Below are 24,415 nucleotides of genomic sequence, written 5' to 3' on the forward strand. Positions count from 1 at the left end.
GGCAGCACCGGGGCGAGGTCGGCGAGGGCGTCGGCCGAGACGAGGGTGGGGATCTTCTGGTACTCGGTCTGGATGAGGTCGGGCGCCCCCGACCCCGCCTTGACGGCAGTCAGCAGCTTGGTGACGGCCGGGTCGCCGCCGTCCTGCTTGTTGACCGTCACCTGGATGTCGGGGTTGGCGGCGTTCCAGACGGCGGCGATCTTGTCCATCCCGGGGGCCCACGTCCAGAAGGTCAGGTTGACCTTCTCGCCGGGCTTGGCCGCGACCGGGGCGGCCGCGGTGCCCGTGCCACCGGAGCTGGAGCAGGCCGCGAGCGTGAGTGCGGTAGCCGTGACGGCGGCCGCGAACGTGAGTCGGTGCAGGCGCATCTGACCTCCTTGTCAGGCCGTCCACAGCGCGGACGGCGGGGCACTGCACGGGTGGTCCGTGCGACTGTGCACGTTCACAGTGCTGCACCGGGCAGTCCTTGTCAAGGGAACGGTTCCATGCTTATGTGGCTCCTGTGCACGATCCCACCTCGTCGGGTCCGATGAGTCCTTCCACCGCCGACGGAGCACCGATGCCGCCACGCCCAGCACCCTCGACCCCCCGCCCCGGCCCGTGGCTGGTGGGGGGAGAGGGCATCGCCTACGGCGGCGACTACACCCCGGAGCAGTGGCCCGAGGAGGTCTGGGCGCAGGACGTCATCCTGATGCGGGAGGCCGGCGTCAACCTCGTCAGCGTCGGGATCTTCTCGTGGGCCCTGCTCGAGCCCGAGGAGGGCCGGTTCGAGTTCGGCTGGCTCGACCGGCTCCTCGAGCTGCTCCACGCCAACGGCATCCGCGTCGACCTCGGCACGCCGACCGCCTCTCCGCCGGCCTGGTTCTTCCACGCCTATCCCGAGGCGCGGGTGGTCTCCCGCGAGGGCACGGTGCTGGGCTTCGGGTCCCGCGGGATGGCGGGTCCCAGCTCGCCGGCCTACCGCGCGGCCACGGTCCGGATCACCACCGCGCTCGCGCAGCGCTACGGTCGGCACCCGGCGCTGGCCCTCTGGCACGTGCACAACGAGTACGGCGCACCGGTCTCCGAGGACTACTCCCCCGCTTCGGCGGCCGCCTTCCGCCGGTGGCTGGCGGACCGCTACGGCGATCTCGAGCACCTCAACGCGGCCTGGGGCACGACGTTCTGGGGCCAGCGCTATGCGCAGTGGGAGCACGTCGACGTCCCGGCCGCGACACCCAGCGTGGCCAACCCGACGCAGCGGCTCGACTTCGCGCGGTTCAGCGACCACGCGCTGCGCGAGTGCTTCGTGGCCGAGCGCGACGCCATCCGCGCCCACTCCGACGTGCCGGTCACGACGAACTTCATGGCCGGCAGCTGTCCCGCGACCGAGCTGTGGCAGTGGGCCCGCGAGGTCGACATCGTCTCCAACGACCACTACCTCACCGCGTCCGAGACCCGGCCCGAGATCGGGCTGGCGCTCGCCGCCGACCTCACCCGGTCGCTCGCCGGGGGACGCCCGTGGATCCTGATGGAGCACTCCACCTCCGCGGTCAGCTGGCAGCCCCGCAACGTCGCCAAGCAGCCCGGCGAGATGGCACGAAACGCGTTGTCCCACTTGGGCCGTGGCGCCGATGCCATCCTGTTCTTCCAGTGGCGGGCCTCGCGCAGCGGCGCGGAGAAGTTCCACTCGGCGATGCTCCCGCACGCCGGCACCGGCTCTCGCGTGTGGCGCGAGGTCGTCGCTCTCGGACGCGATCTCGGCGCCCTGGCCGAGCTGCGCGGGACGCAGGTCCGGGCGGACGTCGCGATCCTGTGGGACCAGGAGTCGTTCTGGGCGCAGGACCTCGAGTGGCGCCCCAGCGTCGACCTCGACCACCGCGAGCGCATCGACGCGTTCTACACCGCGCTCTGGCAGGCCGGCCACACCGTCGACTTCGCGCACCCCGAGGCCGACCTTGCGGCATACCGGCTCGTCGTGGTGCCCGCGTCCTATCTGCTGAGCCGGGCCGCCGGCGACAACCTCACCCGCTTCGTCGCCGGGGGCGGCACCCTCCTCGTCTCCTACTTCTCGGGCATCGTCGACGAGACGGACGCGGTCCACGAGGGCGGCTACCTCGCTCCGCTGCGCCGGGCGCTCGGCCTCACCGTCGAGGAGTTCCTGCCGCTGCGCGAGGGGGGGAGCGTCCGGGTCGGGGGGGAGCACCGGAGCGACGCCGGGGACGGGAGCGCCCCGCCGATGCCCGAGCTCGAGGGCACCGTGTGGAGCGACGACATCGCCCTGGAGGGGGCCGCGGTCGTCTCCACCTATCTCGACGGTCCGGCGGCCGGTCGGCCCGCCATCACCCGCCACACCCACGGCCTCGGCACGGGCTGGTATGTCTCGACCCGCCTCGGTGTCGACGACCTCATGACGCTCCTCGACCGCGTCTACCGCGACGCCGGGCTCAGCGCGCGGGCCGGGGTCGCCGGGCTCGAGGTCGTCGTCCGGCACGGCGTCGGGGTCGACTACCTCGTGGCCCTCAACCACGGCGACGCCCCGGTGGCCGTCGCCGTCGACGGCCACGAGCTGCTCAGTGGACGGGCGACCGACGGCACCCTCAAGGTGCCGGGCGGCGGGGTCGCCGTCGTCCGCGTGACCCCGGGGGCCTGACCCCGGCCTACCCCCCCACCCCCACTTAATGCGGTGAGATCCGCGTTCTGGCGCCCATCTGTCCGTTGCGCCCGGAACACACCGCAACAAGTCGAGGCGTAAGCGGGGGACGTACGCTCGGCCCGATGGCCCCACCTGCCGACCGCCGGCCCCCGCGCAGTCTCTACCTCACCTCCGTGCTGTTCTTCGCCAGCGGGGTCGTCCGGCTGCTCGACCGCGGGGCCGGCACCGTGCTCCAGGTCGTCGGGGCGGCGCTCGTCCTCGTCGGGGTCGCCATCTGCGTCATCGTGCACCGGCTGCGATCGCGCCCGCCCTCGACGTCATCGTGACCGTCCCGAGCACCACGACGCACACCGTGCGGCTGCCGTTCCGCCCACCGCTCCACCCGGACAGCCTGTTCGGGCACCTTGTCGTGACCGGCGTGCCCGGCGTCGAGGAGTGGCGCGGCGGCGCCTACCGCCGCACGATGCGGACGCCATACGGGTATGCCGTCGCGGCGCTCCGTCCCGCGGTGGACCACATCGAGTGCCGCCTGCGGCTCACCGACCCGCGGGACCTCGACGACGCCGTCGCCCGGTGTCGCTGGCTGCTCGACCTCGACGTCGACCCGGTGGTGGTCGACGACGCCCTGGCCGACGATCCCCTGCTCGCGCCGCTCGTGGCGCGCGCTCCCGGCCGAAGGGTGCCGCGGACGGTCGACGTCGAGGAGCTGGCCGTGCGTGCCGTCCTCGGGCAGCAGGTGTCGACGGCAGCGGCGCGCACCCACGCCGCCCGCCTCGTCTTCGCGCACGGGCCGCCGATCAACGACCCCGACGGCGGGCTGACCCACCTGTTCCCCTCTCCCACAGACCTGCTCGCGCTCGACCCCGAGTCGCTCGCCCTCCCGCGGGCCCGTCGGGCGACCCTCCTCGGACTGATCAGCGCGCTCGCCCGGGGCGAGGTGCGCCTCGACCCCGGGCACGTCGGCCGCTCCCGCGCCGAGCTCGGCGCCCTCAAGGGCATCGGGCCGTGGACGGTCGAGACCGTGGCGATGCGCGGGCTCGGCGACCCCGACGCGTTCCTCGCGACCGACCTCGGTGTCCGAGCCGCCGCCACGCTGCTGGACCTGCCCGGTGCTCCACGGGCCCTGGTCGCGCGCGCCGAGCGCTGGCAGCCCTGGCGCGCGTATGCCGTGCAGCACCTGTGGGCGACGGGGGGCCACGCGATCAACCGGATGCCCACCTGACCCTGAGCCACGGTCGGCCGCGGCGTTCATCTCGTGGCGCGACGACAGCGGTTGCACAGTGGGCGGTCAGATGCCGCACGGAGGATGGGGTCGTCAGCTCGGGGCGTGCCCGACCCCCGACCCTCGGCCCACCCGCACTGATCCGCAGCCGTTCCAGGAGTCCCCTCATGTCGCCTCGTCCCACCAATCTCGCGCTGCTCACGACGCGCCGGATCACCATCGGCGTGATCGCCGCTGCGGTGGTGGGCGTCGGTGGGGTCAGCCTCCACCTCGCCGACGCGATGGCCGCGACGCAGCAGTCCGCCTCGGGCGGCACGAGTGGGCAGTCCGGCGACGACGGCAGCAGCGCCGCAGACGGCTCCGACGGCTTCGCCCCGGTGCAGGCGCCACTTGGTCAGCAAGCACAGGGTCAGCAAGCACAGGGTCAGCAGGGCAACTCTGGCGGCGGGACGACGACGCACGGTTCCTAGGTGCCCACCCGGCTCCTCCGGCGGGCGACCGGACCATCGGGTCGTCCGCAGATCTGCCGAAAACTCTCCGGGGCGCGCCACCTCGGAGGTAGCCTTCAGTCCTCAGGTTCGGTTGGGTTCACTGTCAGGACCAGCCCAGACTAGAGGCCCCGGGACCTCCTCTCGCCGCAGACGAGGTCCCGGGACGGTCGCCCCCGTCGGTCCGGCGGGCTCGGCCCGACGTCACGGCCTGCGAGCCTCGAGCACCGCGAGGTCGCGCTCGGCATAGAGCCGGTGGCACCACTCCTCGTTGAGGACGATGCGCAGGCACTGGCGCACCGGATAGCTGCGGGGCTGCGGCCACCCGGGCCCCTCGACCGGCTCGGTGTCGGCAGCGAGCGAGGCCTCGGTCAGCCCGTCGACGAGCTCGCGCACCGTGCCCATCCGGCCTCGACGCAACAGGGTCACCGTGTCGAGCGACGGGCGGACCGCCCGGTCGCGGGGCACCTCCGCGCAGTCCGGCATCCCGTCCCACGGCAGGTCGAGCGGGTCCCACGGCGACGGGTCGCCCAGCACCGCCCGCCGGATCCACGCGTCCGTCGCGAACGCGAGGTGCCGCAGCGTCTCGACGAACGACCACTCGCCCTCGACCTGCTCGTGCAGCAGCTCGGGTGGCAGGGCCCGCGCCCGGGCCAGGGTCTCCTCCCACAGCCGCTCCACCACGTCCCACGCCTCGCGGAAGCCGGCCGGGTCGGTCGGTCGCATCTTCGCCCGGTCCGGGTCCCTCCGGTCGAGCTCGGCCTCGATCAGCGGGCCGACGTCGACGCCGTTGATCGTGAGGTTCTCGATCTCGCCGTCGATGGACACGTCGACCAGCTCGACCCCCCTCATCACCACCCCGTTGAGGTCGACGCTGTGGAACCGGGCTCCGGCCAGGCTGACGTCGCGCAGCCGGGCGCCACCGAGGTCGACGCGGTCGAGCACTGAACCCTGCAGGTCAGCATCCCTGAATTCGGTCATGGGGCCGATGCTAGGCAGGCACACCGACATCCGCCTCCCACGACCTCGCACCACGCAGAGCCCGGTGCCCTCCGGGTCGAGCACCACCACATGAGCGCGCAACCTCGTTCGTCAGTCCGCACCCTCGCTCGCCGACAGCATCCGGCGGGCGATGACGCGCGCCGTCTCCTTCAGCTCGGGACACCCCACGATCCGGTATGCCGCGGGCAGCGCCGCCAGCTGCGCGGCATACCACCAGGGGTTGCTCGTACTGCCGGTGAGGCGGCACGACTGCTCGCCGACCGGGTCGAGCCGACCGATGGCGCGCGGCAGAGACCGCCTCACGGCCTCGAACGGCGCGTCGATGACGACCTCCACCTCGTACTCCCACCCGACGGCGAGATGCTCCTCGAGCAGGGCGACCGGGTCGAGGTCGGTGGGTGGGGCACACGTGCCGTCGAGCCGCTCGACCCCGCGCACGCGGTCGATCCGATAGGCCCGTACGACGTCGGCGCGGTGGGACCGGCAGAGGAGGTACCACCGGCCGTGGCGGACGACGACCGCCCACGGGTCGACCTCGAAGACCCGCTCCGACCCGGCCTCGGTCCGGTAGTCGAGACGGACCGGCTGTTGGCTCGAGCAGGCGTGTACGAGAACGGTGGTGGTCTCGGGGTCGGGTCGTGCGGCGGCGCGGTCGGGGGCCGGCGCCGTGGTCCGTCGGACGGGTTCGACCTGGGCGGCGACCGGCTCCGGGAGGACGCGCACGATCTTGCGCAGCGCACTCCCGATGGGGTCCGCGGTGTCGCTCGCGTCGTGGTGGCCGTCGAGGACCGCCATGACCAGGCCGAGGGCCTCGGCGGCGCTGAACATCAGGGGTGGCGGCCGGACGCCGCGGCCCAGACGGTAGCCGCCGTACGGGCCCCGGAGGGACTCCACGGGGATGCCGGCCTCGCGCAGGATCGCGACGTAGCGCCGGGCCGCGCGCTCCGAGACGCCGAGCTGCGCAGCCAGCTGGTCGGCGGTGATGCCCGGCTTGGCCTGCAGCAGCTCGAGCGTCATCAGTGCCCGCGCGGTGGGGCTCCCGTCCGACGTCATGAGGTGCTCACGAGCCGGAAGGCTATCGTCCGGAAAAGGTCGTAGCCTGCCGGGCATGACCGAGATGACGACCCCGTTCTCCGCCCACCAGCTCCGCATCGTCCCGGCCAACGAGGCGTCGTGGGACGACCTCCTCGCGATCTTCGGCACCAAGGACGCCGGGCTCTGCCTGTGCCAGCGCCTGAAGGTGCACGGCTGGATCTGGCGCGACTCCACGCTCTCGGAGCGGACCGCCATGCTCCAGGACCAGACCGCCTCCGACGAGCCGGATGCCACGACCACCAGCGGCCTGGTCCTCCTCGCCGAGGGCGAACCGGTGGGGTGGGTCGCGGTCGAGCCGCGCACGGCATACCCGAATCTGACGCGTTCGCCCGTGCCCTGGAAGGGGCGGACCGAGGACAGGGACGACGACGGCGTCTGGGCCGTGACCTGCTTCGTGGTCCGCAAGGGCTACCGCGGCCGGGGCCTGATGTATCCCCTCGCCCGCGCCACGATCGACTTCGCCCGGGGCCGCGGTGCCCGGGCGCTCGAGGCCTATCCGATGATCACGCAGCCGGGCAAGGTGATCACCTGGGGCGAGGTGCACGTGGGCGCCCGGCAGGTCTTCGAGGAGGCCGGCTTCGCGCAGGTCAGCCACCCCACCCTGCGGCGGGTGGTCATGCGGATCGACTTCGACGGCGTTTCCGACAGCGGGAACGCCCCAGTGGCCACAGGGGCACCAGCAGCCAAGAATTTGAATTAGACCTTTTAGTCCTATTGCCCGGGTTTACTATCCCTGCAATGGTGGGGACCAACCATCCCGAGTGCCTGCCCCCCGCAGCGATCCCACCCCGTGCACCCGCGTCGTCGCGGCGTCTGCGCGCAAGACGTCGAGGACCTCCCGAAATGCGCTCAACCACGCGTCACCTCCTGACGTCCATGGGAGCCTGCCTCCTGCTCGTCCTCGGTGCCGGGGTCGCCGTCGGCTCCGTCAACGGACCCGACGTCTCGAGCTACCAGCACCCCCAGGGCTACAACATCGACTGGCAGTCGGTCCACGCCAGCGGGGGTGCGACCTTCGGTTTCGTCAAGGCGACCGAGGGCGCGGGCTACACCAACCCGTACTTCGCCAGCGACTTCGCGGCGATGGCCTCGGCCAACATGGTGCGCGGCGCGTACCACTTCGCGCAGCCGGCCACCAGCGCCGTCGCGCAGGCGGACTACTTCGTCCAGGGCGCCGGCACCCTGTCCCGCGTCGGCGACCTGCCACCCGTCCTCGACCTCGAGGTGACCGGCGGGCTGACCCCCCCGGCGCTCATCGCCTGGACCCAGGCCTACCTGCAGGAGATCAAGCGGCTGACCGGCCGGGACGGCATGATCTACACCGGCCCGTACTTCTGGCAGACGGCGATGGCCAACTCGACCGTCTTCACCGGCTACCCGCTCTGGGTCGCGACCTACGGATCGGCTCCCCAGCTGCCCGGCGGGTGGACCTACTACACGTTCTGGCAGTACACCGACGCGGCGAGCGTGCCGGGCATCCAGGGCTCCGTCGACATGAGCGTCTTCAACGGGACGACCGACAACCTGATGGCCCTGGCCAACGGAGCGAGCGCACCCTCCGTGCCGTTCGGCTCGCTCGATGCCGTGACCTGGACGGGGTCGGCCCTGGCCATGGCCGGCTGGGCGATCGATCCCGACACCACCGCCCCGATCACCGTCTCCGTCTCGGTCGACGGCGCCACCGTCACGACCGCGACCGCCGGCGGCGCGCGGGCCGACGTGGCGAGCGCCTACCCCGCCTTCGGCCCGAACCACGGCTACAACCTCACCTTCCAAGCCGCTCCCGGCCCCCACCAGGTATGCGTGACGGCCAACAACGTGGGCGCCGGCAGCATCAGCCCCCAGCTCGGCTGTCGCACCGTCACCGTCCCCGCGCCCCTGCCGATGGGGTCGCTCGACGGGGCCGGCTGGACCGGATCCGCACTCGGGGTGGCCGGCTGGGCCATCGACCCCGACACCACCCTCCCCATCACCGTCTCGGTCACGGTCGACGGGAACACCGCCACCACCGCCGCGGCCAGTGCCGCCCGACCCGACGTCGCGGCGGCATACCCCGGCTACGGACCCGACCACGGATACAACCTCACCCTTCCCGCCGCTCCCGGCCCCCACCAGGTATGCGTGACGGCCAACAACGTGGGCGCCGGCACGACCAGCCCCCAGCTCGGCTGCCGCACCGTCACCGTCCCCACCTTCCTGCCCATCGGATCGCTCGACGGCGCCGGCTGGACCGGGTCCGCGCTCGGCGTGGCCGGCTGGGCCATCGACCCCGACACCACCCTCCCGATCACCGTCTCCGTCTCCGTCGACGGGCACCCGGCGACCACCGCGACCGCCGGCACCGCCCGACCCGACATCGCCAGGTACTACCCCGCCTACGGGCCGAACCACGGCTACAGCCTGACCGTGCCCGCGGCCCCCGGCCCGCACCAGGTCTGCGTGACGGCCAACAACGTCGGCGCCGGCACGGTCAGCCCGCAGCTCGGCTGCCGCACCGTCAACGTCCCGACCTCGACGCCCATCGGGTCCGTGGACGGGATCGGCTGGAACGGCTCGGCGCTCGGCGTGGCCGGCTGGACGATCGACCCCGACACCGCCGCCCCCATCAACGTCGCCGTCTCCGTCGACGGGCGCCCAGCCGCCACCGCCACCGCCAGTGCCGTGAGGACCGACGTCGCCCGCTACTACCCCGGCTACGGGCCGAACCACGGTTACAGCCTGACCGTGCCCGCCGCCCCTGGTCTGCACCAGGTCTGCGTGACGGCCATCAACATGGGCGCCGGCACGGTCAGCCCGCAGCTCGGCTGCCGCACCGTCAACGTCCCGACCTCGGTCCCGATCGGGTCCGTGGACGGGGTGGGCTGGACCGGCACGGCACTCGGCGTGGCCGGCTGGACGATCGACCCCGACACCGCCGCCCCGATCACCGTCACGGTCTCGGTCGACGGGCACGCCGTGACGACCGCCACCGCGAGCTCGGTGCGGACCGACGTCGCGCGCTACTACCCCGGCTACGGACCCGACCACGGCTATGCGCTCAGCCTGCCCGCCACCCGCGGCACGCACCAGGTCTGCGTCACGGCGAACAACAGCGGCGCCGGCACCATCAGCCCCCAGCTCGGCTGCCGCACCGTCACGCTCCGCTGAGAGGCCGTGGCCACCGTCGCTGGGCGCCGTCGCTGGGCGCGGCTCGGTTCGGTTCGGTTCAGTTCGGAAGGTCGCCGAGGCGCGGACCGAGCACGCCTTGACCCGGCGCGCTGACCGGCTTAGCGTCCAGATGGTGCACCTCACCCGGTGGACACAGGTATGCCGCTGCAGCGCCGTCCCGTTCGGCGTCGAGTGCGACAACCGGGAAGGTCGCGCATGTCCCTGATGGGTTCCCGGCTCACGAGCCGTTCGCTGCGTCTGGTGGTGCTGCTCGTCACGGGCGGTGCCCTCATCGGATCGGCGATCCCCACGGCGTCCGCCGTCACCGCGAGGGCACCCAGCTCCGCGACGACACCCGGCGCAGCTGCGACACCCAGGGCAGCTGCGGCCCGCTATCCGCTGCCCCTCCCCGTCACCGGCGGCGCCAGCACCCACGACCCGTCGATGATCCGGGTGGCGGACGGCAGCTACTACGTCTTCTCGACGCATGACGGCATCCAGATCCGGCACTCCTCGGACCGGACGGACTGGCGGTTCGTCGGCTCCGTGCTTCCCGGCGGTGCCACCTGGGCTGCGGACTACCAGGGCGGGGGAGCCACGGACCTCTGGGCCCCGGACGTCTCCTTCCATCGGGGCATCTACTGGCTCTACTACTCCGTCTCCTCGTTCGGGTCCAACCAGTCGGCCATCGGGCTCGCCACCAGCAGGACCGCGGCCCCCGGCAGCTGGACCGACCAAGGACTCGTCTACGCCTCGCACGACGCGGCCCACAGCCCAACCGGCGTGGCGGACGACCTCAACGCGATCGACCCCGGACTCCTCGTCGACGCCCAGGGCCGCTGGCAGCTGTCGTTGGGCTCGTTCTGGACCGGCATCAAGATGATCCAATTGGACCCGGCCACCGGGAAGCCCAGCAGCGCCACTCCGACCCGGACCTCCCTGGCGGAACGGCCCAAGGTCCAGTACGACCCGATCGAGGGGGCCTACATCTACCTCCACGACGGCTGGTACTACCTGTTCACCTCCAACGACTTCTGCTGTCAGGGCCTGAACAGCACCTACAACATCAGGGTCGGCAGATCGCGGACGCCGACCGGGCCCTATCTCGGCCGCGGCGGTACGCCGATGATGGCCGTCGGCGGTTCCATGGTCCTGTCGACGCACGACTACGTCATCGGCCCGGGCGGGGAGACCGTCCTCCACGACCGCGGCGTCGACTGGCTCGTCTACCACTACTACAACCAACGCGACGCCGGCACGCCCCGCCTCGGCATCAACCGCATCACCTGGGTGGACGGCTGGCCCGCCCTGTAGGCACGGGCGTACGGAAAGGCGAGGTCGGGAGGGGAACGAGCCTTCGTGTCGACGACTTCCCTACGCAGGTGGACGAGCGCTCGGCGGACGTTACTTCGGCAACTGTCGCTTGCTCTACCTGTGGGCTGCTCAGCGCTCTCGACCGCCGTCGGGGTCTGGAGCGACTTCGGCGGGTCTCGGCCGGCTCAATTCGAGGCACTGGGGGACGCAGGCTGAGGGATGGCAGATCTCACAGGAGAAGCCCCGCCTGCTGCACCGTGTTCGTGTCGGTCAGGTGGGGTGTTGGTGTGGTGGAGCCGAGGGGGAGGCGCGTCACACCGCCCGGATAGAGAGTGGTGTCACTCAGCTCGCCCTGATGGAAGGTCCGGTCGAGTGTGACCTCTGCTGTGTGCGGGTGGAAGTGGGGAAGGCCAAGCTGTCAGGAGAGGCGGAACGGCGGGTATTGGTCGGTGACCAGCAGGGCTGCGTAGGCCTGGACCCGGAGTGCCCACCGGCCGACCCCGACGACATAGTCGAACAAGGCTCGCGGGTAGCGACCGGTGACGAGGATGGCGAACCACGCCACGATGACCGCGACGACCGCGACGAGCGCCAACACCGCCAGCACGATGAGGTGCGGGATGACCAGGAACCACTTCACCAGCGGCAGCCACCGGTTGAGGGTCCGCTTGGCGTCGGGGTAGTCAATTTCGAGGTGGACCGATTGCTCGTCCTCGGTGGAGGGGTACCTGTCCGTCAGCAACGCCGCATACGCGCCTACTCTGGCCGAGAAGCGGCTGAGCTGCAGCGCGAAGTCGAACCACCACCGGGGGTACCTCCGCCGGAAGAGAAGCATCAGAACCGTCGCCGCGAACAGAGCACCGGTGATGCCCCCGCTGGTCCTGTTGATCTGGGAGACGATCTGGCCGGTGGTGTCGACCATCGTCACCCTCGAGGTCGCCTGCGCGGCCAGCACGGACAGGACGATCGCAATCGGGATGATCCAGATCATCCGAAGTGCGGTGGTGACCCGGTCCAAACGCTCCGGATAGTCGACCTGGAGCCTGGCCGCATAGACCTCTGACGCAACAACCATGACAGTCCTTTCGTTGACGCGGCCTCGACGCCCCACCAAGGAGGAATGTCCTACGCATCGTGGAGCTTTCGTAGGCCCCGGTACTGCTCTATGCAACGCCGGGCCCCGGGCAGAGTCACAAGTCCCGAACTCGGGCCGAAGGTCCCCGCAGAGGCCCCGATCTCGTCACGGGATTCGGGCCGCGGCACCGCCCCGGAGTCAGGGCGCTAGCGGTGGTGGTTCGGCGGCCATGACGAAGTTCGGGTGGTAGGACGTTGGACTCTGTCAACCAGGAAACTCTGTTCCTACGGTGGCTCGAGGTTCCGCAGACGCCGCTCGACCGTAGCGGTCAGCAAGGAGATGGGTGAATGGCTGTCACGGAGGATCCTTCGGCTGTGATTCACGAAGAGCCTGACCGGGCTTTGGGAGCCGGCGCTTCAGTCGACCCTACGAGGAAGAACGCGGTCGCTGCGGGCGTGCTGCTTATCGTCGCAACGGTGGCGAGCCTGCTCAGCGGACCGTTTCTGGCGCCGGTGATCGGGTCGGACTACCTGAACGCCGCGACCGCACACCACGGGCAGGTGGCCACGGGCGTGGTGCTGGGCTTCATCGCTGCGCTGGCGTCACCGGGCATCGCGATCGCGCTCTACCCGGTACTGCGGAGGTTCGGTGAAGGGCTAGCGCTTGGGTCTGTCGGCTTCCGCATCATCGAGGGCGTGTTCTCCGCCCTCGGCATCGTGGTGCTGCTGTCGCTATCGACGCTGAGTGCGGAGTTCGTCGACGCCGGTGCGCCCGCCGACCAGCATTTCAAGACCCTGGGTGCCACGATGCTGGCGCAGTATCACGGGCTGGTCGACGTGGGACTGTTGCTGGCGTTCAGTCTTGGCAGCCTTCTGTACTACTTGGTGTTCTACCGGAGCAAGCTGATCCCGACCTGGCTCTCAGCATGGGGCATCGCCGGGACGGTCCTGCTGATGGTGGCCGCCGGGCTGCTCATCTTCGATGTCATTGCGCCGTTGTCGGCCGCTCAGGTGGCGCTTGCCGCCCCCATCGCCCTGCAGGAGATGGTGCTCGCGGTGTGGCTGCTGGCGAAGGGCTTCAACCGGTCGGCCCTCCTTCACCGACCCTGACACCCGGGGCGTAGAGCCTTCGGGCTCGACCCTACGGACGTGCGCCGACATGAGGGGCGGCGGAACGAGGATCAGATCGGCGAGGACCAATGTGGGGGGCGACCGGTCAGCTCACGTGCCGCGGGACCGCGCCGGTCGTCATGAACAGCTTTCATGCACTTGAGGGCGGAGTCAGCCGTGGCACCGGACATCAGCGGGGTGCACGACCTGCGCCACACGGCCGCGTGCCTATGGTTGGCGCGCGGCGTCGACCCGGGCACGGTGCAGGCGTGGATGGGTGATGAGTCGATCGCGACGACGAACCGGTACCTCCACTTCCTCGGGACGGGGGCCGATGCGGCCGGTCTGGAGAGGCTGAACTCGCGGGCGGGGGGCACCGGGGGGCACGCCGAGAGGGGAACGGCAAATGACAACACGAAAAACCCGCCTCGTGCACGGTGTCTGTGCAGGTCAGGCGGGGTTTCGCTTCGGTGGAGCTGAGGGGATTCGAACCCCTGACCTTCTCATTGCGAACGAGACGCGCTACCAACTGCGCCACAGCCCCTTGATGCGGTCGAAACTCTAACACCGGCGCAAGGCCGGGCTGAAACCCGGACGACACCGCATACGGTGGGGCCATGACGGAGACCCCGCCCGAGACCTCGCCCGTCCCCGCCCCCGTCCGTGCGGCGAGCGAGTGGGCCTGGCGGCTGCTGATCATCGCGGTCGCCGTCGTCGCTGCTGCGTATGCGCTCGGCCACCTCTCCGAGGTCGTCATCCCCGTCATCATCGCCACGCTGCTCACCGCACTCCTCAGTGGCATCCACCTGTGGCTGACCAAGCACATGCCGCGCGGGCTGGCTGCCGGTGTCACACTGCTCGGCACGATCCTCGTCATCGCCGGGCTGCTCACCCTCGCCGGCACGCAGATCAGCGGCGGCATGGGGGACATGGCCGCGCAGGCCGCCTCGGGCATCACCCAGATCCGCGACTGGCTGCGCACGACGTTCAACATCACCGACAGCCAGTTCGACGGCTACGTCGACCAGCTCACCACGGCGCTCCAGTCCAGCACCGACCTGCGCTCGTATGCCGCGAAGGCCGGCGTCACGGCCACCCACGTGGTGGCCGGGCTGTTCATCAGCCTGTTCGGGCTGTTCTTCTTCCTCTACGACGGCCCGGGGATCTGGGGCTGGATCGTGCAGCTGTTCCCGCGACGCGCACGCAGCCGGGTCGAGTCGTCGGGCCACGTCGCGTGGCGCCAGCTGACGGCCTACACCCACGCGACCGTCCTCGTCGCAGCCACGGACGCGGTGGGCATCACGGTGGGGGCGCTGATCCTGCGCGTCCCGTTCGCCCTGGCTATCGGGGTCCTCGTCTTCGTGCTGTCGTTCATTCCCATCGTCGGTGCGCTGCTCAGCGGATCGGTCGCCGTCCTGCTCGCGCTCGTCGCCCACGGCCCGGTCAACGCGCTGATCATGCTGGGTGTGGTCGTTGTCGTGCAGCAGGTCGAGTCGCACGTGCTGCAGCCCTTCGTCCTCGGGCGGTCCGTGCGCATCCATCCCCTGGCGGTCATCCTGTCGATCGCGGCAGGAGCCGTGCTCGCCGGCATCGTCGGCACGCTGATCGCCGTCCCGACCGCCGCCGTCGTCAGCTCGGTCTGGCGGCACCTGGTGTCGGGGGACGCCGACGCTCTGACGGCGGCGAGCGAGGATGACGGGCCGACGCCGGAGGACGAATCGGCAGCCGTCCCGGCCTGATCTGTCGGTGGGGCGCGCAGAAGTGGGCAGCTGAGCAGTTCTGAACGGCGCCCGCACTCGGACGCGCGCAGAGGTGGTCAGCTGACCAGTTCTGCGCGGCCCGGGGGCTCAGCCGACGACGCGGCGGTGGCGCTGGGCCATCAGGCGTTCGAGCTCGTCGTCCTCGACCTCGATCGGGACCGGCACCTGGCTGACCTCGGCCGGCTGCTCCGTGGGGCGTGCAGGCCGGACGGCGCTGTCCTTGAGCGTGTAGGTCGGCGGCGGCACGGGGACAGGGCTCCACGGAGTCGTCGAGGGCTCACCCGGACGAGCGACGTAAGCGGTCACGTCATAGGCCTCGCCCGTGTCCCGGGCCCGCGCCACGAACGCCGGGGAGTCCACGGATCCCGCTACGGCCTCCCCGGTCGCCGTCTCCTCGGGCTCGCTCGAAGCCCGGGTGCCGCTCTCGGAGACGACCACGCGCCCGGGGTTGGGGTACGAACGCGCTCTCGATGAAGCGTTCTCACCCCAATCCGGGGAGGAGGGGGGCGCGTACCGGCGACGGGCGGCGGCGCGAGCGGCGCGGCGGACGGACAGGTCGCGCTTCATCGCCGCACGCAGCCCTGCGACCACGACGACGAAGGCCGCTATCGCGATGGCGACACTGATCCAGAGCAGCACGTGGGCCACCGCGAGGACGAAGGTCACGGGGATCGCGGCCAGGGTCACGAGGAAGGCGACAGCCCGGATGCGCCGGACCATGAGCTCACGCGACGAACGCTTCGGGTGCCTCACCGGAGAAGACCCGGTCCGCCGCGCGGACAACGGCGAGCGAGACAACGGCGACGACGCAGTCACCGACTCCGACACGGCCGGCGCGCGCTTGACGACGAGAGCCGGGCGGGCGAAGGAGGAGCGCACGGCATACGACGGCGGGTGGCTGGCCGCAAGGCCGGTGCGGGGCAAGGGAGTTCGCCGCTCCAGCACGCGCATCGCCTCGCTGAAGCGGTCGACGGACCGGGCTGTCGCCACGTGCTCGCGGCGACGGATCCAGTGCTGGACCAGATAGACGGCCCAGATCGCCACGATGATGAGGAAGACGAGGTTGCCGGGCTGCACGCTCCGACCGTAGGACGTGGGCACCCCCGAGCCGCGGACCCGCGTCGGTGTGTCGCTGTTGGGGCTGCTGTGACTCCTGATGCGGGCGGCCGGGCACCGGCACAAGATGGGCCGCCGAGCCGGGCAGCCAACGGCCTCAGTCGTGCCCGCTGTCGTGCGCCACCTCGCGGCGCACCGGCGTCCACCGGTCGGAGACGCTGTGGCCACCGAGGTCCTCGACGGTCAGGGCGAAGGTGCGGTGGTCGCGCCAGTCACCGTTGATGTGGAGGTAGCGCTGGCGGACCCCCTCGTCGCGGAACTGCAGGTGCTCGACGACCCGCAGCGACGGCGCGTTCTCGGGGCGGATGTTGACCTCGACCCGGTGCAGCCCGGCGGTGTAGAAGGCGTAGTCGCAGAGTAGGGCGAGCGAGCGGGTGGCGACACCGGTCCCGGCATACCGGCGGGCGACCCAGTAGCCGGCCGCCCCGGAGAGCAGCGAGCCCTGCACCATGCCGAAGAGGTGCATCTGCCCCGCGATCGTGCCGTCGATGTCGATCGCGAAGGGCAGCATCCGCCCGTCCTTGGCTTCCTTGTCGAGCCCACGGACATACTGCCGGAACGTCATTCGCCGACCGATGCCGTCGGGAGCAGTCGGCTCCCACTGCCCGACGTAGTCCGCGTTGTCACGTCGCACCCTGTCCCACGTGTCGCGGTCGCGACGGCCGAGCCGGCGCAGCACGATCGTCGGTCGGCGCCCGTCGCGGCTGACCAGGGTCATCGGCCAGACGCTCACCGGTGGTCACCGCCGCGCAGCTGGTCGAGGGCATGCGCGAGCACCGGCGCGAGCACCTCGAGCGCGTCGCGGACCCCGCCGCTCGAGCCGGGCAGGTTGATGACGAGGGTCGTGCCGACGGTGCCGGCGAGCCCGCGGGAGAGCATCGCGGTCGGCACCCCCTTGGCCACCCCGGCCGCGCGGATCGCCTCGGCGATGCCGGGCACCTCGCGCTCGATGACCCGCCGTGTCATCTCCGGAGTCGCGTCGGTCGGCGAGATCCCGGTGCCCCCGGTCGTGACGACGAGGGCGGGCCCGAGGGCGACCGCGGCGACCAGGGCCTCGCGCACCGGCTCGCCGTCGGGCACGACCGTCGCGTCGCCCACGTCGTAGCCCCACTCCCGCAGCGCCGCGACGATGACCGGCCCGGTCGTGTCGGCGTAGACCCCGGACGCCGCGCGGGTCGAGGCGCACACCACCATCGCCCGGTATGCCGCCCGCTCACCGCCCGCGGCCGCCCCACCCGCCGTCGCTGTCATGACTCGCTCCAGTCCCCGGATCGCCCGCCGGACTTGGCGGTGACGCGCACGTCCGTGATCCGGGCGTGCCGGTCGACGGCCTTGACCATGTCGATGAGGGCCAGGGCGGCGACGGCGACGGCGGTCAGGGCCTCCATCTCGATCCCGGTGCGGTCGGCGGTGCGGACGCTCGCGCTGATGTCGACGCCGTCGTCGGCGACGGTGAGGTCGACCGTGACGCCGTGGACCGCGATGGGGTGGGCGAGGGGGATCAGCTCGGGGGTGCGCTTGACCGCCTGGATCCCGGCGATCCGCGCCACGGCGAGCGCGTCACCCTTGGGGACCTCGCCCGACCGCAGGGCCGAGATCGCGGCTCCGGACAGCAGGACCCGGCCCGCCGCGGACGCCTCACGCGCCGTGACCTGCTTCGCGCTGACGTCGACCATGTGCGCCGAGCCGTCGGCGCGCACGTGCGTCAGGGAGCGGGGGCGGTCGGTCACCCGCTCATCCTGACACCGACACCCGTCCTTCCGCGCCCCCCAGCAGCCACATCTCCACCTCGTCGCCCGCATCGAGGTGGGTGACCTCGGGAGGGATCACGAGGAAGGCGTTGGCCCGCGAGAGGTCGGCGATGAAGTGGGATGCCTGTCCCCACACCGGATCTGCCTGCCACCCGTCGGCGCCGGAGGTGGCGACCCCCCGCGCGATCTGGGTGCGGCCGGCCGGCGAGTCGAAGCCGTGGAGCAGACGCGCCCGCAGGGCCGGCCGGGTCACGGGCGCGCGGCCCATCATCGTGCGCAACGCCGGCCGGACGAAGACCTCGAAGGACACGTAGGACGAGACGGGATTGCCGGGGAGGGTGAAGAGCGGCACCCGACGCTCCCCCACGGTGCCGAAGCCCTGCGGCTTGCCCGGCTGCATGCTCACCTGGACGAAGTCGACGGTGCCGCTGTCGCGCAGGACCTCCTTGACCACGTCGTAGGCGCCCATGCTCACGCCGCCGCTGGTGATGATCGCGTCGCTGTCGACGGCGAGCTCGGCCAGCACCCTCAGGACCTCGTCGCCGTCGTCGTCGACGCTGCGCCGATGGACGACGACGCAGCCGGACTCCACGACGGCGGCCGCGAGCATGTGGGAGTTGGAGTCGTGGATCTGCCCGGGTGCCAGGGGTTTTCCCGGCTCGACGAGCTCGGCGCCGGTCGACACGACCGCGACCCGCGGGCGCGGCCGGACGAGGACGTCGCCGTGGCCGGTTGCAGCGAGCAGGGCCACCCGCCGGGCGTCGATCTCGACACCGGCCGTGAGGACGACGGCGCCGCGGCGCACGTCCTCCCCCGCCGGTCGCACCGACAGCCCGACCGGGACGCCCGCACGGATCTCGACGGTCTCGGTGCCGTCATCGGTGTCCTCGACCTTGACGATGGCGTCGGCACCCTCGGGCATCATCGCGCCGGTCATGATCCGGACGGCCTCGCCCGGTCCGACAGGGGTGGTGGCGACGCCGCCGGCGGCGACCTCGCCGACGACCGGGAGGGTCACCGACGAGCCCGGCACCGCGGCGTCGGCGGCGAGCACGTCGGCCGACCGCACGGCATACCCGTCCATGGCGGAGTTGTCGAAGCCGGGCAGGTCAACGAGCGAGCTGACGTCCTCGCAGAGGATGAGGCCGAGGGCGTCGGCGAGGGGCAGCCGCACCGGCTCGGCGGGCCGGACGGCGGCGAGGATCGTGGCGAGGTGCTCGGCGACGGTGGGCACGGGCTCAGGCCCCCGTTCCGGGGTGCGAGTCGAGATGCGTGTCGAGGTGCGAGTCGAGGTGCGGGTCCGGGCTCGGGCCGAGGTGCGTGCCGGCAGCGACCACCGGCGTCGTGGCCCCGTCGACGACGACGTCGCCGACGCAGACCACCCCGGCGCCGAAGCTCACGTCCCCCGTCACCCGCAGCGAGGTGGCCTGCTTCATCGACGGCACGCCGTGGGCGAACCGCTCCTCGAAGTGGGGCACCAGCTTGTAGGGCGCGCTGAGGTCGACGTAGGGCTCCGGGTGGTCGATGACGCTGACGACGCTCGAGTCGGCCGCCAGCGCGAAGATGTCGGACCGTACGAGGAGCAGCTCGTTGGTCGTCTTGACCGGCCGGAACCGGTCGCGCGGGACGTGGATCGCGCGGGAGCCCTCGATGCGCTCGATCGCTGTGCCCATCCCCGTCTCGATCTGGATGACGGGCGTCGAGGAGGAGTCGGAGGGGTCGACCGTCTTGCGGTTGACGATGACCGGCAGCCCGAGACCGACCTCGCCGCGGGCCTCGCTCTCGTCGAGCAACCGGTCGATGACGTGGAGGTCGACCCAGAGGTTGTTGGCGTGGAAGGTCGAGTAGCGGGTCGTGTCCTGGAAGAAGTGGTCCTCGCCGGGCGCGACCATCGCGCTGTCGCGCAGGACGAGCCGGCCGTCCGACTTCCGGACCGCGAGGTGGCCGCCCTTGCGGTCGTTGGCGGTGCGCTCGCAGACCTCGGCGAGGTAGGGGACGTCGCCGGCGAGGAGCCAGGCCGCGATCCGCGGGTCACAGGTGGCGCCGAGGTTATCGGCGTTGGAGAGGAAGACGTAGCGAAACCCCTTGTCCAGCAACGTCTTCAGCGCTCCGCTGTTGGACAGGGCGAGGTAGACGTCGCCGTGGCCCGGGGGGCACCACTCGAGCTCGGGGTCGGCCGGCCAGTCGACCGGCGCCAGGTCGTCCTCGCGCAGCTTGGGCTCGGCGCTCTGCAGGAACGAGAGCGGCAGTCCGTCGACGAGCAGGTCGGGATAGCGGGCGAGGATCTCCTGCGACGCGTCCTGCGTGCGGAACGAGTTCATCAGGATGAGCGGCAGGTCGACGTCGTGCTCGTCGCGCAGGGCGAGCACCTGGCGGCAGATGACGTCGAGGAAGGTCAGCCCGTCCTTGATCGGGAGCGCCGACTTCGGCCCGCTGATGCCCATCGACGTGCCGAGCCCGCCGTTCAGCTTGACGACCGCGACCTGCGCCAGCGCGGTGGACAGCTCCGCCGCCGTGAACTGCACGCCGTCGAGGGTCGGGACGTCGGTGAGCGGCTCGATGCTCGACTCGGGGATGACGCCCCCGGCGCCGGTCGCGAGAACCTCCTCGAGGATCGCGTAGTTGTGCTCGAAGGCCCGCACCGAGCGCTCGTGCTCGCCGTGTGCCCGCATCCGCGTCGTTGCCTCTGCCAGACCCTCAGCACTCATGGCGCCCACCCTACGATGACGCGCGTGACGACCGACCCCAAGTCCGCGCAGGACAAGGCGCCAGTCCGGACGCAGGCCCGCGCCCGGCGCCGCGAGCTCGTCGCCTCGCGTGACCTCGAGGCCGACGCGGCCCGGCTCGCGGAGCACGTCCTCGCGCTCGTCGCCACGCACGCACATACCCACGCAGGCACCAACGCTGGCACCCACGCAGGCACCCACGCAGGCGGGGTATGCCGCGTCGCCGCCTACACGGCATACGGCACCGAGCCGCCGACGCACCTGCTCGTGCAGTCGCTCGAGGCCGCCGGCCACGAGGTGATCCTGCCGCAGCTGCTCGAGGACCGGTCGCTGGACTGGACGCGCGACGGTCTGCCACTCGGGTCGAGCGCCATCAGCACCGCGACGGTGATCGTCACCCCTGGCCTCGCCGTCGACCGGGCCCGCACGCGGCTCGGCCAGGGCGGCGGGTCCTACGACCGGGCCCTGCTCCGGCGCCGCCCCGACGCGCTCGTCGTCACCCTGCTGCACGACGGCGAGCTGAGCGAGACCCCGCTGCCCCACGACGCCCACGACCAGCCGGTCGACGGCATCGTCAGCGCTGACACCGGCTGGCTCGACCTGCGCTGACCGGCAATCGACTCGGTCACCAGGCCCACTCGACTCCGAGTCAAGTGGCCAGCGACCGGGTCCGGCCAGCCCCACGAGCCTCAGCGGCTCAGCGGCTCAGCGGCTCAGCGGCTCCCCGGCTCAGCGGCTCCCCGGCTCAGCGGCTCAGCGGCTCAGCGGCTCAGCGGCTCAGCGGCTCGGCAGCGTCCCCGGACTCCCGCCCGGCGTCAGGATCAGGGTCTCCTCGGCGCTCGCCTCGACGGCCGCCTGCGTCGACGGCCAGGGGAACGTCTCGCCGGCCGCCCACGCGTCGGCCTGGTCGATGTAGTGGGCGTCGTAGGGATGCCCGCTGTTGCCGGTCTGGTTGACCCATCTCGACGCGTCGAGGTCGCCGAGGTCGACGACCATCCGCATGGAGGGGGCGCTCGTCACCGCGAAGGTGTCCGTGCCGATCTCCCGGGGCGAGTCGGGGTTCCGGGCCGCCGCGTTGTAGGAGTTGGCGTTCACGATCGACGACCCCCCGGGCACGCCGATGGGTCCGCGGTTGAAGATGTCGCGGACGATGCCCGGCACCCCGTCGCCGCCGAGGGCCTGGTGGGTGAGCGTGACCTGGTGGAGGGCGCCCCAGTTCCATGTGACCGGGTCCTTGCCGAGGTGCTGGGTCAGGTCCAGGCGCGCGTTGACGAGGGCCTTCTTGAGGATCTCGTCGCGCCCCTCGACGACGCCGGGCGTCTGCTTGTCGTCCCACCACGGGTTGTTCGGCTGCTTCAGCAGGGCCAGGATCGCGACCATCCAGCGCGACCCGCCGTCGGCCTGCAGGTCGGTCGGGAGCTCGTCGTCGAAGGTGTACTGGAGCAGTCGCACCCAGACGGCGTTGAAGTAGGTCGCCCGGATCCCCGCCTTGCTCTTGTCGGCCGGCTCGGTGAAGTCCCAGTCAGACAGCAGGCGCTGGCCCTGCACGGTGAAGTCGTCGGCGGGGGCGCTGGTCTCCGAGTCGGGACCGAGGTTGATGGCCGCGAGCGCCTTGACCAGCGCGGGCGCGAAACCGTTCTGGGTGTCGAGCTGGATCTGGCGCATCTGGTCGGGCGAGACCTTCGGCGTCGCCTTGAGGAGGTCCTTGATCCGCTGGGCGCGGTAGCCGAGGTCCCAGTCGGTCGTGAGGAACGGCCCGCCCCGGACCGCCGTCACCTGCTGGTTGGCGGTGACGATGTAGCCCTCGGGGGGGTCGTAGGTCCACGGCAGCTGGGCGAAGGGGACGTAGCCCTTCCAGTCGTACTGGCTGTCCCACCCGGGCGCCGGCCAGTAGCCGGGCGGGGTGTTGGGCACCGAGGTCGCCCGGATCGGGATGAGACCGGGGGCCTGGTAGCCGATGTGGCCGGCCGTGTCGGCGTAGATGAGATTCTGGGCCGGCACCGCGAACTTCGCTGCCGCAGCGCGGAACTGGGGGAAGTCCTGCGCCGCGTCGAGTGCGAAGATCGCGTCCGCCGTGGTGCTCGGGACGATGCCCGTCCAGGACAGCGACACGGCATACGTGTCCTGCTGGGGGGTCAGGCGCACGAGGGCCTTGCGCCCCACCCGATCGGCCGAGGCGATGACGTCGCTGACGATCGGGCCGTGCACCGTCCGTCGCACGGTGAGCGGCACGTCGGGCTCGCCGGCGACCTTGATCGTCTCCTGCTTCACGTCCAGCGGCACCTGCTTGCCGTCACGCAGATAGGTCTGGTCCGTGATCTTCTCGAGGTAGAAGTCGGAGACGTCGGGACCGAGGTTGGTGAAGCCCCAGGCGATGGCGTTGTTGTGCCCGATGACGATGCCCGGGAGGCCGGCGAAGGAGAAGCCCGAGACGTCGAAGGGGCAGCTCGTCGAGACCGAGCGGCAGTGCAGACCGGTCTGGTACCAGATGCCCGGAAGCGAGGCGGTGAGGTGGGGATCGTTGGCCAGCAACGGTTTTCCGGTCGTGGTGTGGGAGCCGGCGACGACCCAGGAGTTGGAGCCGATCCCCTCGCCGCGACCCACTGTCGCCGGGATCGCGTCGAGGGCGGCCTGGACGTTGGCGAGGGCCGACTGCTCGGCGACCGCCGTCGCCGACCCGGGCGTGGGCCGCACCGCCGGGTCCACGGCCGCCGAAGCCGGAGCCGAAGCCGGAGTCGCAGCGGGAGTCGCAGCGGGAGTCGCAGCCCCGGCCCCAGCCGCCGCCCTCAGTGCCGACGGTACGGCCGAAGCCGCAGGCAGGGCACCCGGCTGCCAGTCGGAGGCCGACAGGATCGGGTCGTGGCCGGTCGCCGCGAAGTCGGGGTAGATGATCTTCAGCTGATCGGCGGGAAACAGCGTGCCGAGCCGGGCGCGGGACAGCTCGTCGTTGTAGTTGCTGCGCAGGTCCCACGCCATGGCCTTGAGCCAGGCGAGGGAGTCGACCGCGCTCCAGTCCTCGACCGTGTAGTCCTTGACCTGGAAGCCGAGCACGACGTATTCGAGCCCCATGTTGCCCGTGTCGCTGCCGCTGCGGTGGATGTAGTCGTTGACCCCGTCGGCGTAGGCGTTGAGGTACTGCCGGGTGCTCGGCGCCAGCAGGGGCAGCTCCTGCTGGGCGACGTCGCGCCATCCCAGCGTCCGGATGACCTTGTCGGTGTTGAGCCCCTGCTTCCCCACCAGCTCGGACAGCCGCCCGGCCGTCACGTGGCGGCGGAAGTCCATCTCGAAGAAGCGATCCTGCGCGGCGACGAAGCCCTGGGCGCGGAAGAGGTCGTCGGTGGAGTCGGCATAGATCTGCGGGGTGCCCTGGGCGTCGCGGACGACCGTCACGTCGGCCCCGAGACCGTTGAGCGGGATCGTGCCCGCCGTCTGCGGGAAGGACTGCCGCACGATGCCGGTGACCGCGACCAGGGCCAGCACCACGACGAGGACGACGAGGATGACGACCCCGAGTCCGACCCGCCGGATCACCCTTGCCCGCTGCACCCTGCGAGACTAACCGTGCCGCGACGACCTGGTGAGGAGGCCTGCCGTGACCGGACAGCTGTCTTCGATCGTCACCCAGTACTCCCTCGGGGACCTCACCTCGTCCCTCCTCGTCGGGTCCCTCGTCCTGCTCGTCGCGGTCGCCGCGGTGTGCTTCTCGGTGCGGTCCGGCCTGCCGGCGCTCCTGCTCTTCCTCGCCATCGGCCTCGGCATCGGCGAGTCGGGGCTGGGCATCCGCTTCGACTCGGCCGCTCTCACGCAGGTGCTCGGGTATGCCGCGCTCATCCTCATCCTCGCCGAGGGCGGGCTGACGACCCGGTGGTCGGGCATCCGTCGGTCGGTGGCGCCGGCCGCGGTGCTCTCGACCGTGGGAGTCGTCGTGTCGGTCGTCGTCGTGGGGGTCGCCAGCCGGTTCCTGCTGCACCTCGA

The 24,415-nt window shown here is 71.5% G+C and carries 23 protein-coding genes and 1 tRNA gene; 12 read left to right on the plus strand and 12 right to left on the minus strand.

The features are described 5' to 3' along the window. The coding region (locus Q0R63_RS04435; protein ID WP_295694594.1) for an extracellular solute-binding protein at positions 1–368 on the minus strand (368 nt) is incomplete at its 3' end. Between the two features lie 191 nt (positions 369–559). On the opposite strand from Q0R63_RS04435, the gene Q0R63_RS04440 reads away from it, so the two are divergent. The 4 genes from Q0R63_RS04440 to Q0R63_RS04455 all read left to right on the plus strand — a co-directional run bounded on the left by Q0R63_RS04440 (position 560) and on the right by Q0R63_RS04455 (position 4,327). Next, positions 560–2,632 carry a beta-galactosidase gene (locus Q0R63_RS04440; RefSeq protein ID WP_295694596.1) on the plus strand — a complete coding sequence of 691 codons (2,073 nt, stop codon included), beginning with the start codon at positions 560–562 and terminating at the stop codon, positions 2,630–2,632. A 125-nt stretch (positions 2,633–2,757) separates the two neighbouring features. Then, positions 2,758–2,961, plus strand: a complete 204-nt coding sequence (locus tag Q0R63_RS04445) for a hypothetical protein (RefSeq protein WP_295694598.1) — start codon at positions 2,758–2,760, stop codon at positions 2,959–2,961. Further along, positions 2,958–3,857: an AlkA N-terminal domain-containing protein gene (locus tag Q0R63_RS04450; RefSeq protein ID WP_295694600.1), complete on the plus strand. Its 900-nt coding sequence runs from the start codon at positions 2,958–2,960 to the stop codon at positions 3,855–3,857. Before Q0R63_RS04445 ends, Q0R63_RS04450 begins: the two co-directional genes overlap by 4 nt. 167 nt (positions 3,858–4,024) lie before the next feature. Continuing rightward, complete coding sequence (locus tag Q0R63_RS04455) at positions 4,025–4,327, plus strand: hypothetical protein (RefSeq protein ID WP_295694604.1); 303 nt, start codon at positions 4,025–4,027, stop codon at positions 4,325–4,327. 222 nt (positions 4,328–4,549) lie between these two features. Here Q0R63_RS04455 and Q0R63_RS04460 read toward each other — a convergent pair whose 3' ends face one another. Together Q0R63_RS04460 and Q0R63_RS04465 are read right to left on the minus strand one after the other, a co-directional pair. Further along, positions 4,550–5,326, minus strand: coding sequence for a DinB family protein (locus Q0R63_RS04460; RefSeq protein ID WP_295694607.1), 777 nt, complete (start codon positions 5,324–5,326; stop codon positions 4,550–4,552). A 111-nt stretch (positions 5,327–5,437) separates the two neighbouring features. Continuing rightward, complete coding sequence (locus tag Q0R63_RS04465; protein ID WP_295694610.1) at positions 5,438–6,400, minus strand: WYL domain-containing protein; 963 nt, start codon at positions 6,398–6,400, stop codon at positions 5,438–5,440. A gap of 55 nt (positions 6,401–6,455) precedes the next feature. On the opposite strand from Q0R63_RS04465, the gene Q0R63_RS04470 reads away from it, so the two are divergent. The 3 genes from Q0R63_RS04470 (at position 6,456) to Q0R63_RS04480 (ending at position 10,903) form a co-directional block, all read left to right on the plus strand. After that, a complete protein-coding gene (locus tag Q0R63_RS04470) occupies positions 6,456–7,142 on the plus strand; it encodes a GNAT family N-acetyltransferase (RefSeq protein WP_295694612.1) in 687 nt (228 codons plus the stop codon). Between the two features lie 176 nt (positions 7,143–7,318). Next, positions 7,319–9,589 (plus strand): glycoside hydrolase family 25 protein, encoded by a 2,271-nt coding sequence (locus Q0R63_RS04475; protein ID WP_295694614.1) that lies wholly within the window; start codon positions 7,319–7,321, stop codon positions 9,587–9,589. 216 nt (positions 9,590–9,805) lie between these two features. Next, positions 9,806–10,903 (plus strand): arabinan endo-1,5-alpha-L-arabinosidase, encoded by a 1,098-nt coding sequence (locus Q0R63_RS04480; RefSeq protein WP_295694617.1) that lies wholly within the window; start codon positions 9,806–9,808, stop codon positions 10,901–10,903. Positions 10,904–11,321: 418 nt separating this feature from the next. Here the strand turns inward: Q0R63_RS04480 and Q0R63_RS04485 are convergent, their stop codons facing one another. Next, entirely contained in the window at positions 11,322–11,978 is a 657-nt protein-coding gene (locus Q0R63_RS04485; RefSeq protein WP_295694620.1) for a DUF4389 domain-containing protein, read from the minus strand. Positions 11,979–12,325: 347 nt separating this feature from the next. Between Q0R63_RS04485 and Q0R63_RS04490 the strand changes: the two genes are divergently transcribed. Together Q0R63_RS04490 and Q0R63_RS04495 are read left to right on the plus strand one after the other, a co-directional pair. After that, positions 12,326–13,087 (plus strand): DUF4386 domain-containing protein, encoded by a 762-nt coding sequence (locus Q0R63_RS04490; protein WP_295694622.1) that lies wholly within the window; start codon positions 12,326–12,328, stop codon positions 13,085–13,087. A gap of 153 nt (positions 13,088–13,240) precedes the next feature. Continuing rightward, complete coding sequence (locus Q0R63_RS04495; RefSeq protein WP_295694625.1) at positions 13,241–13,567, plus strand: tyrosine-type recombinase/integrase; 327 nt, start codon at positions 13,241–13,243, stop codon at positions 13,565–13,567. On the opposite strand, the gene Q0R63_RS04500 is transcribed toward Q0R63_RS04495, so the two are convergent. Continuing rightward, positions 13,559–13,631, minus strand: a tRNA-Ala gene (locus tag Q0R63_RS04500). The two genes, Q0R63_RS04495 and Q0R63_RS04500, sit on opposite strands and share 9 nt — an antisense overlap. A 73-nt stretch (positions 13,632–13,704) precedes the next feature. On the opposite strand from Q0R63_RS04500, the gene Q0R63_RS04505 reads away from it, so the two are divergent. After that, entirely contained in the window at positions 13,705–14,826 is a 1,122-nt protein-coding gene (locus tag Q0R63_RS04505; RefSeq protein ID WP_295694627.1) for an AI-2E family transporter, read from the plus strand. A gap of 108 nt (positions 14,827–14,934) precedes the next feature. On the opposite strand, the gene Q0R63_RS04510 is transcribed toward Q0R63_RS04505, so the two are convergent. The 6 genes from Q0R63_RS04510 to Q0R63_RS04535 form a co-directional block, all read right to left on the minus strand. Next, on the minus strand, positions 14,935–15,924 hold the full coding sequence (locus tag Q0R63_RS04510) for a hypothetical protein (protein WP_295694630.1): 990 nt from the start codon (positions 15,922–15,924) through the stop codon (positions 14,935–14,937). 136 nt (positions 15,925–16,060) lie between these two features. Further along, positions 16,061–16,681: a GNAT family protein gene (locus Q0R63_RS04515; protein WP_295694633.1), complete on the minus strand. Its 621-nt coding sequence runs from the start codon at positions 16,679–16,681 to the stop codon at positions 16,061–16,063. An 11-nt stretch (positions 16,682–16,692) separates the two neighbouring features. Continuing rightward, positions 16,693–17,214, minus strand: coding sequence for a MogA/MoaB family molybdenum cofactor biosynthesis protein (locus Q0R63_RS04520; RefSeq protein ID WP_295694648.1), 522 nt, complete (start codon positions 17,212–17,214; stop codon positions 16,693–16,695). Beyond that, positions 17,211–17,693, minus strand: a complete 483-nt coding sequence (moaC, locus tag Q0R63_RS04525) for a cyclic pyranopterin monophosphate synthase MoaC (protein ID WP_295694650.1) — start codon at positions 17,691–17,693, stop codon at positions 17,211–17,213. Before moaC ends, Q0R63_RS04520 begins: the two co-directional genes overlap by 4 nt. 4 nt (positions 17,694–17,697) lie before the next feature. After that, positions 17,698–18,948 carry a gephyrin-like molybdotransferase Glp gene (gene glp / locus Q0R63_RS04530; protein ID WP_295694652.1) on the minus strand — a complete coding sequence of 417 codons (1,251 nt, stop codon included), beginning with the start codon at positions 18,946–18,948 and terminating at the stop codon, positions 17,698–17,700. 4 nt (positions 18,949–18,952) lie between these two features. Further along, positions 18,953–20,422 (minus strand): UTP--glucose-1-phosphate uridylyltransferase, encoded by a 1,470-nt coding sequence (locus tag Q0R63_RS04535; RefSeq protein WP_295694654.1) that lies wholly within the window; start codon positions 20,420–20,422, stop codon positions 18,953–18,955. A gap of 24 nt (positions 20,423–20,446) precedes the next feature. Here Q0R63_RS04535 and Q0R63_RS04540 point away from each other — a divergent pair, with 24 nt between their 5' ends. Next, positions 20,447–21,049 (plus strand): 5-formyltetrahydrofolate cyclo-ligase, encoded by a 603-nt coding sequence (locus Q0R63_RS04540; protein WP_295694655.1) that lies wholly within the window; start codon positions 20,447–20,449, stop codon positions 21,047–21,049. Between the two features lie 168 nt (positions 21,050–21,217). On the opposite strand, the gene Q0R63_RS04545 is transcribed toward Q0R63_RS04540, so the two are convergent. Then, positions 21,218–23,986, minus strand: coding sequence for a penicillin acylase family protein (locus Q0R63_RS04545; protein WP_295694657.1), 2,769 nt, complete (start codon positions 23,984–23,986; stop codon positions 21,218–21,220). A gap of 46 nt (positions 23,987–24,032) precedes the next feature. On the opposite strand from Q0R63_RS04545, the gene Q0R63_RS04550 reads away from it, so the two are divergent. Further along, the coding region (locus Q0R63_RS04550) for a cation:proton antiporter (protein ID WP_295694659.1) at positions 24,033–24,415 on the plus strand (383 nt) is incomplete at its 3' end.

This window comes from Lapillicoccus sp., from assembly GCF_025353065.1.
Classification (GTDB): Bacteria; Actinomycetota; Actinomycetes; order Actinomycetales; family Dermatophilaceae; genus Lapillicoccus.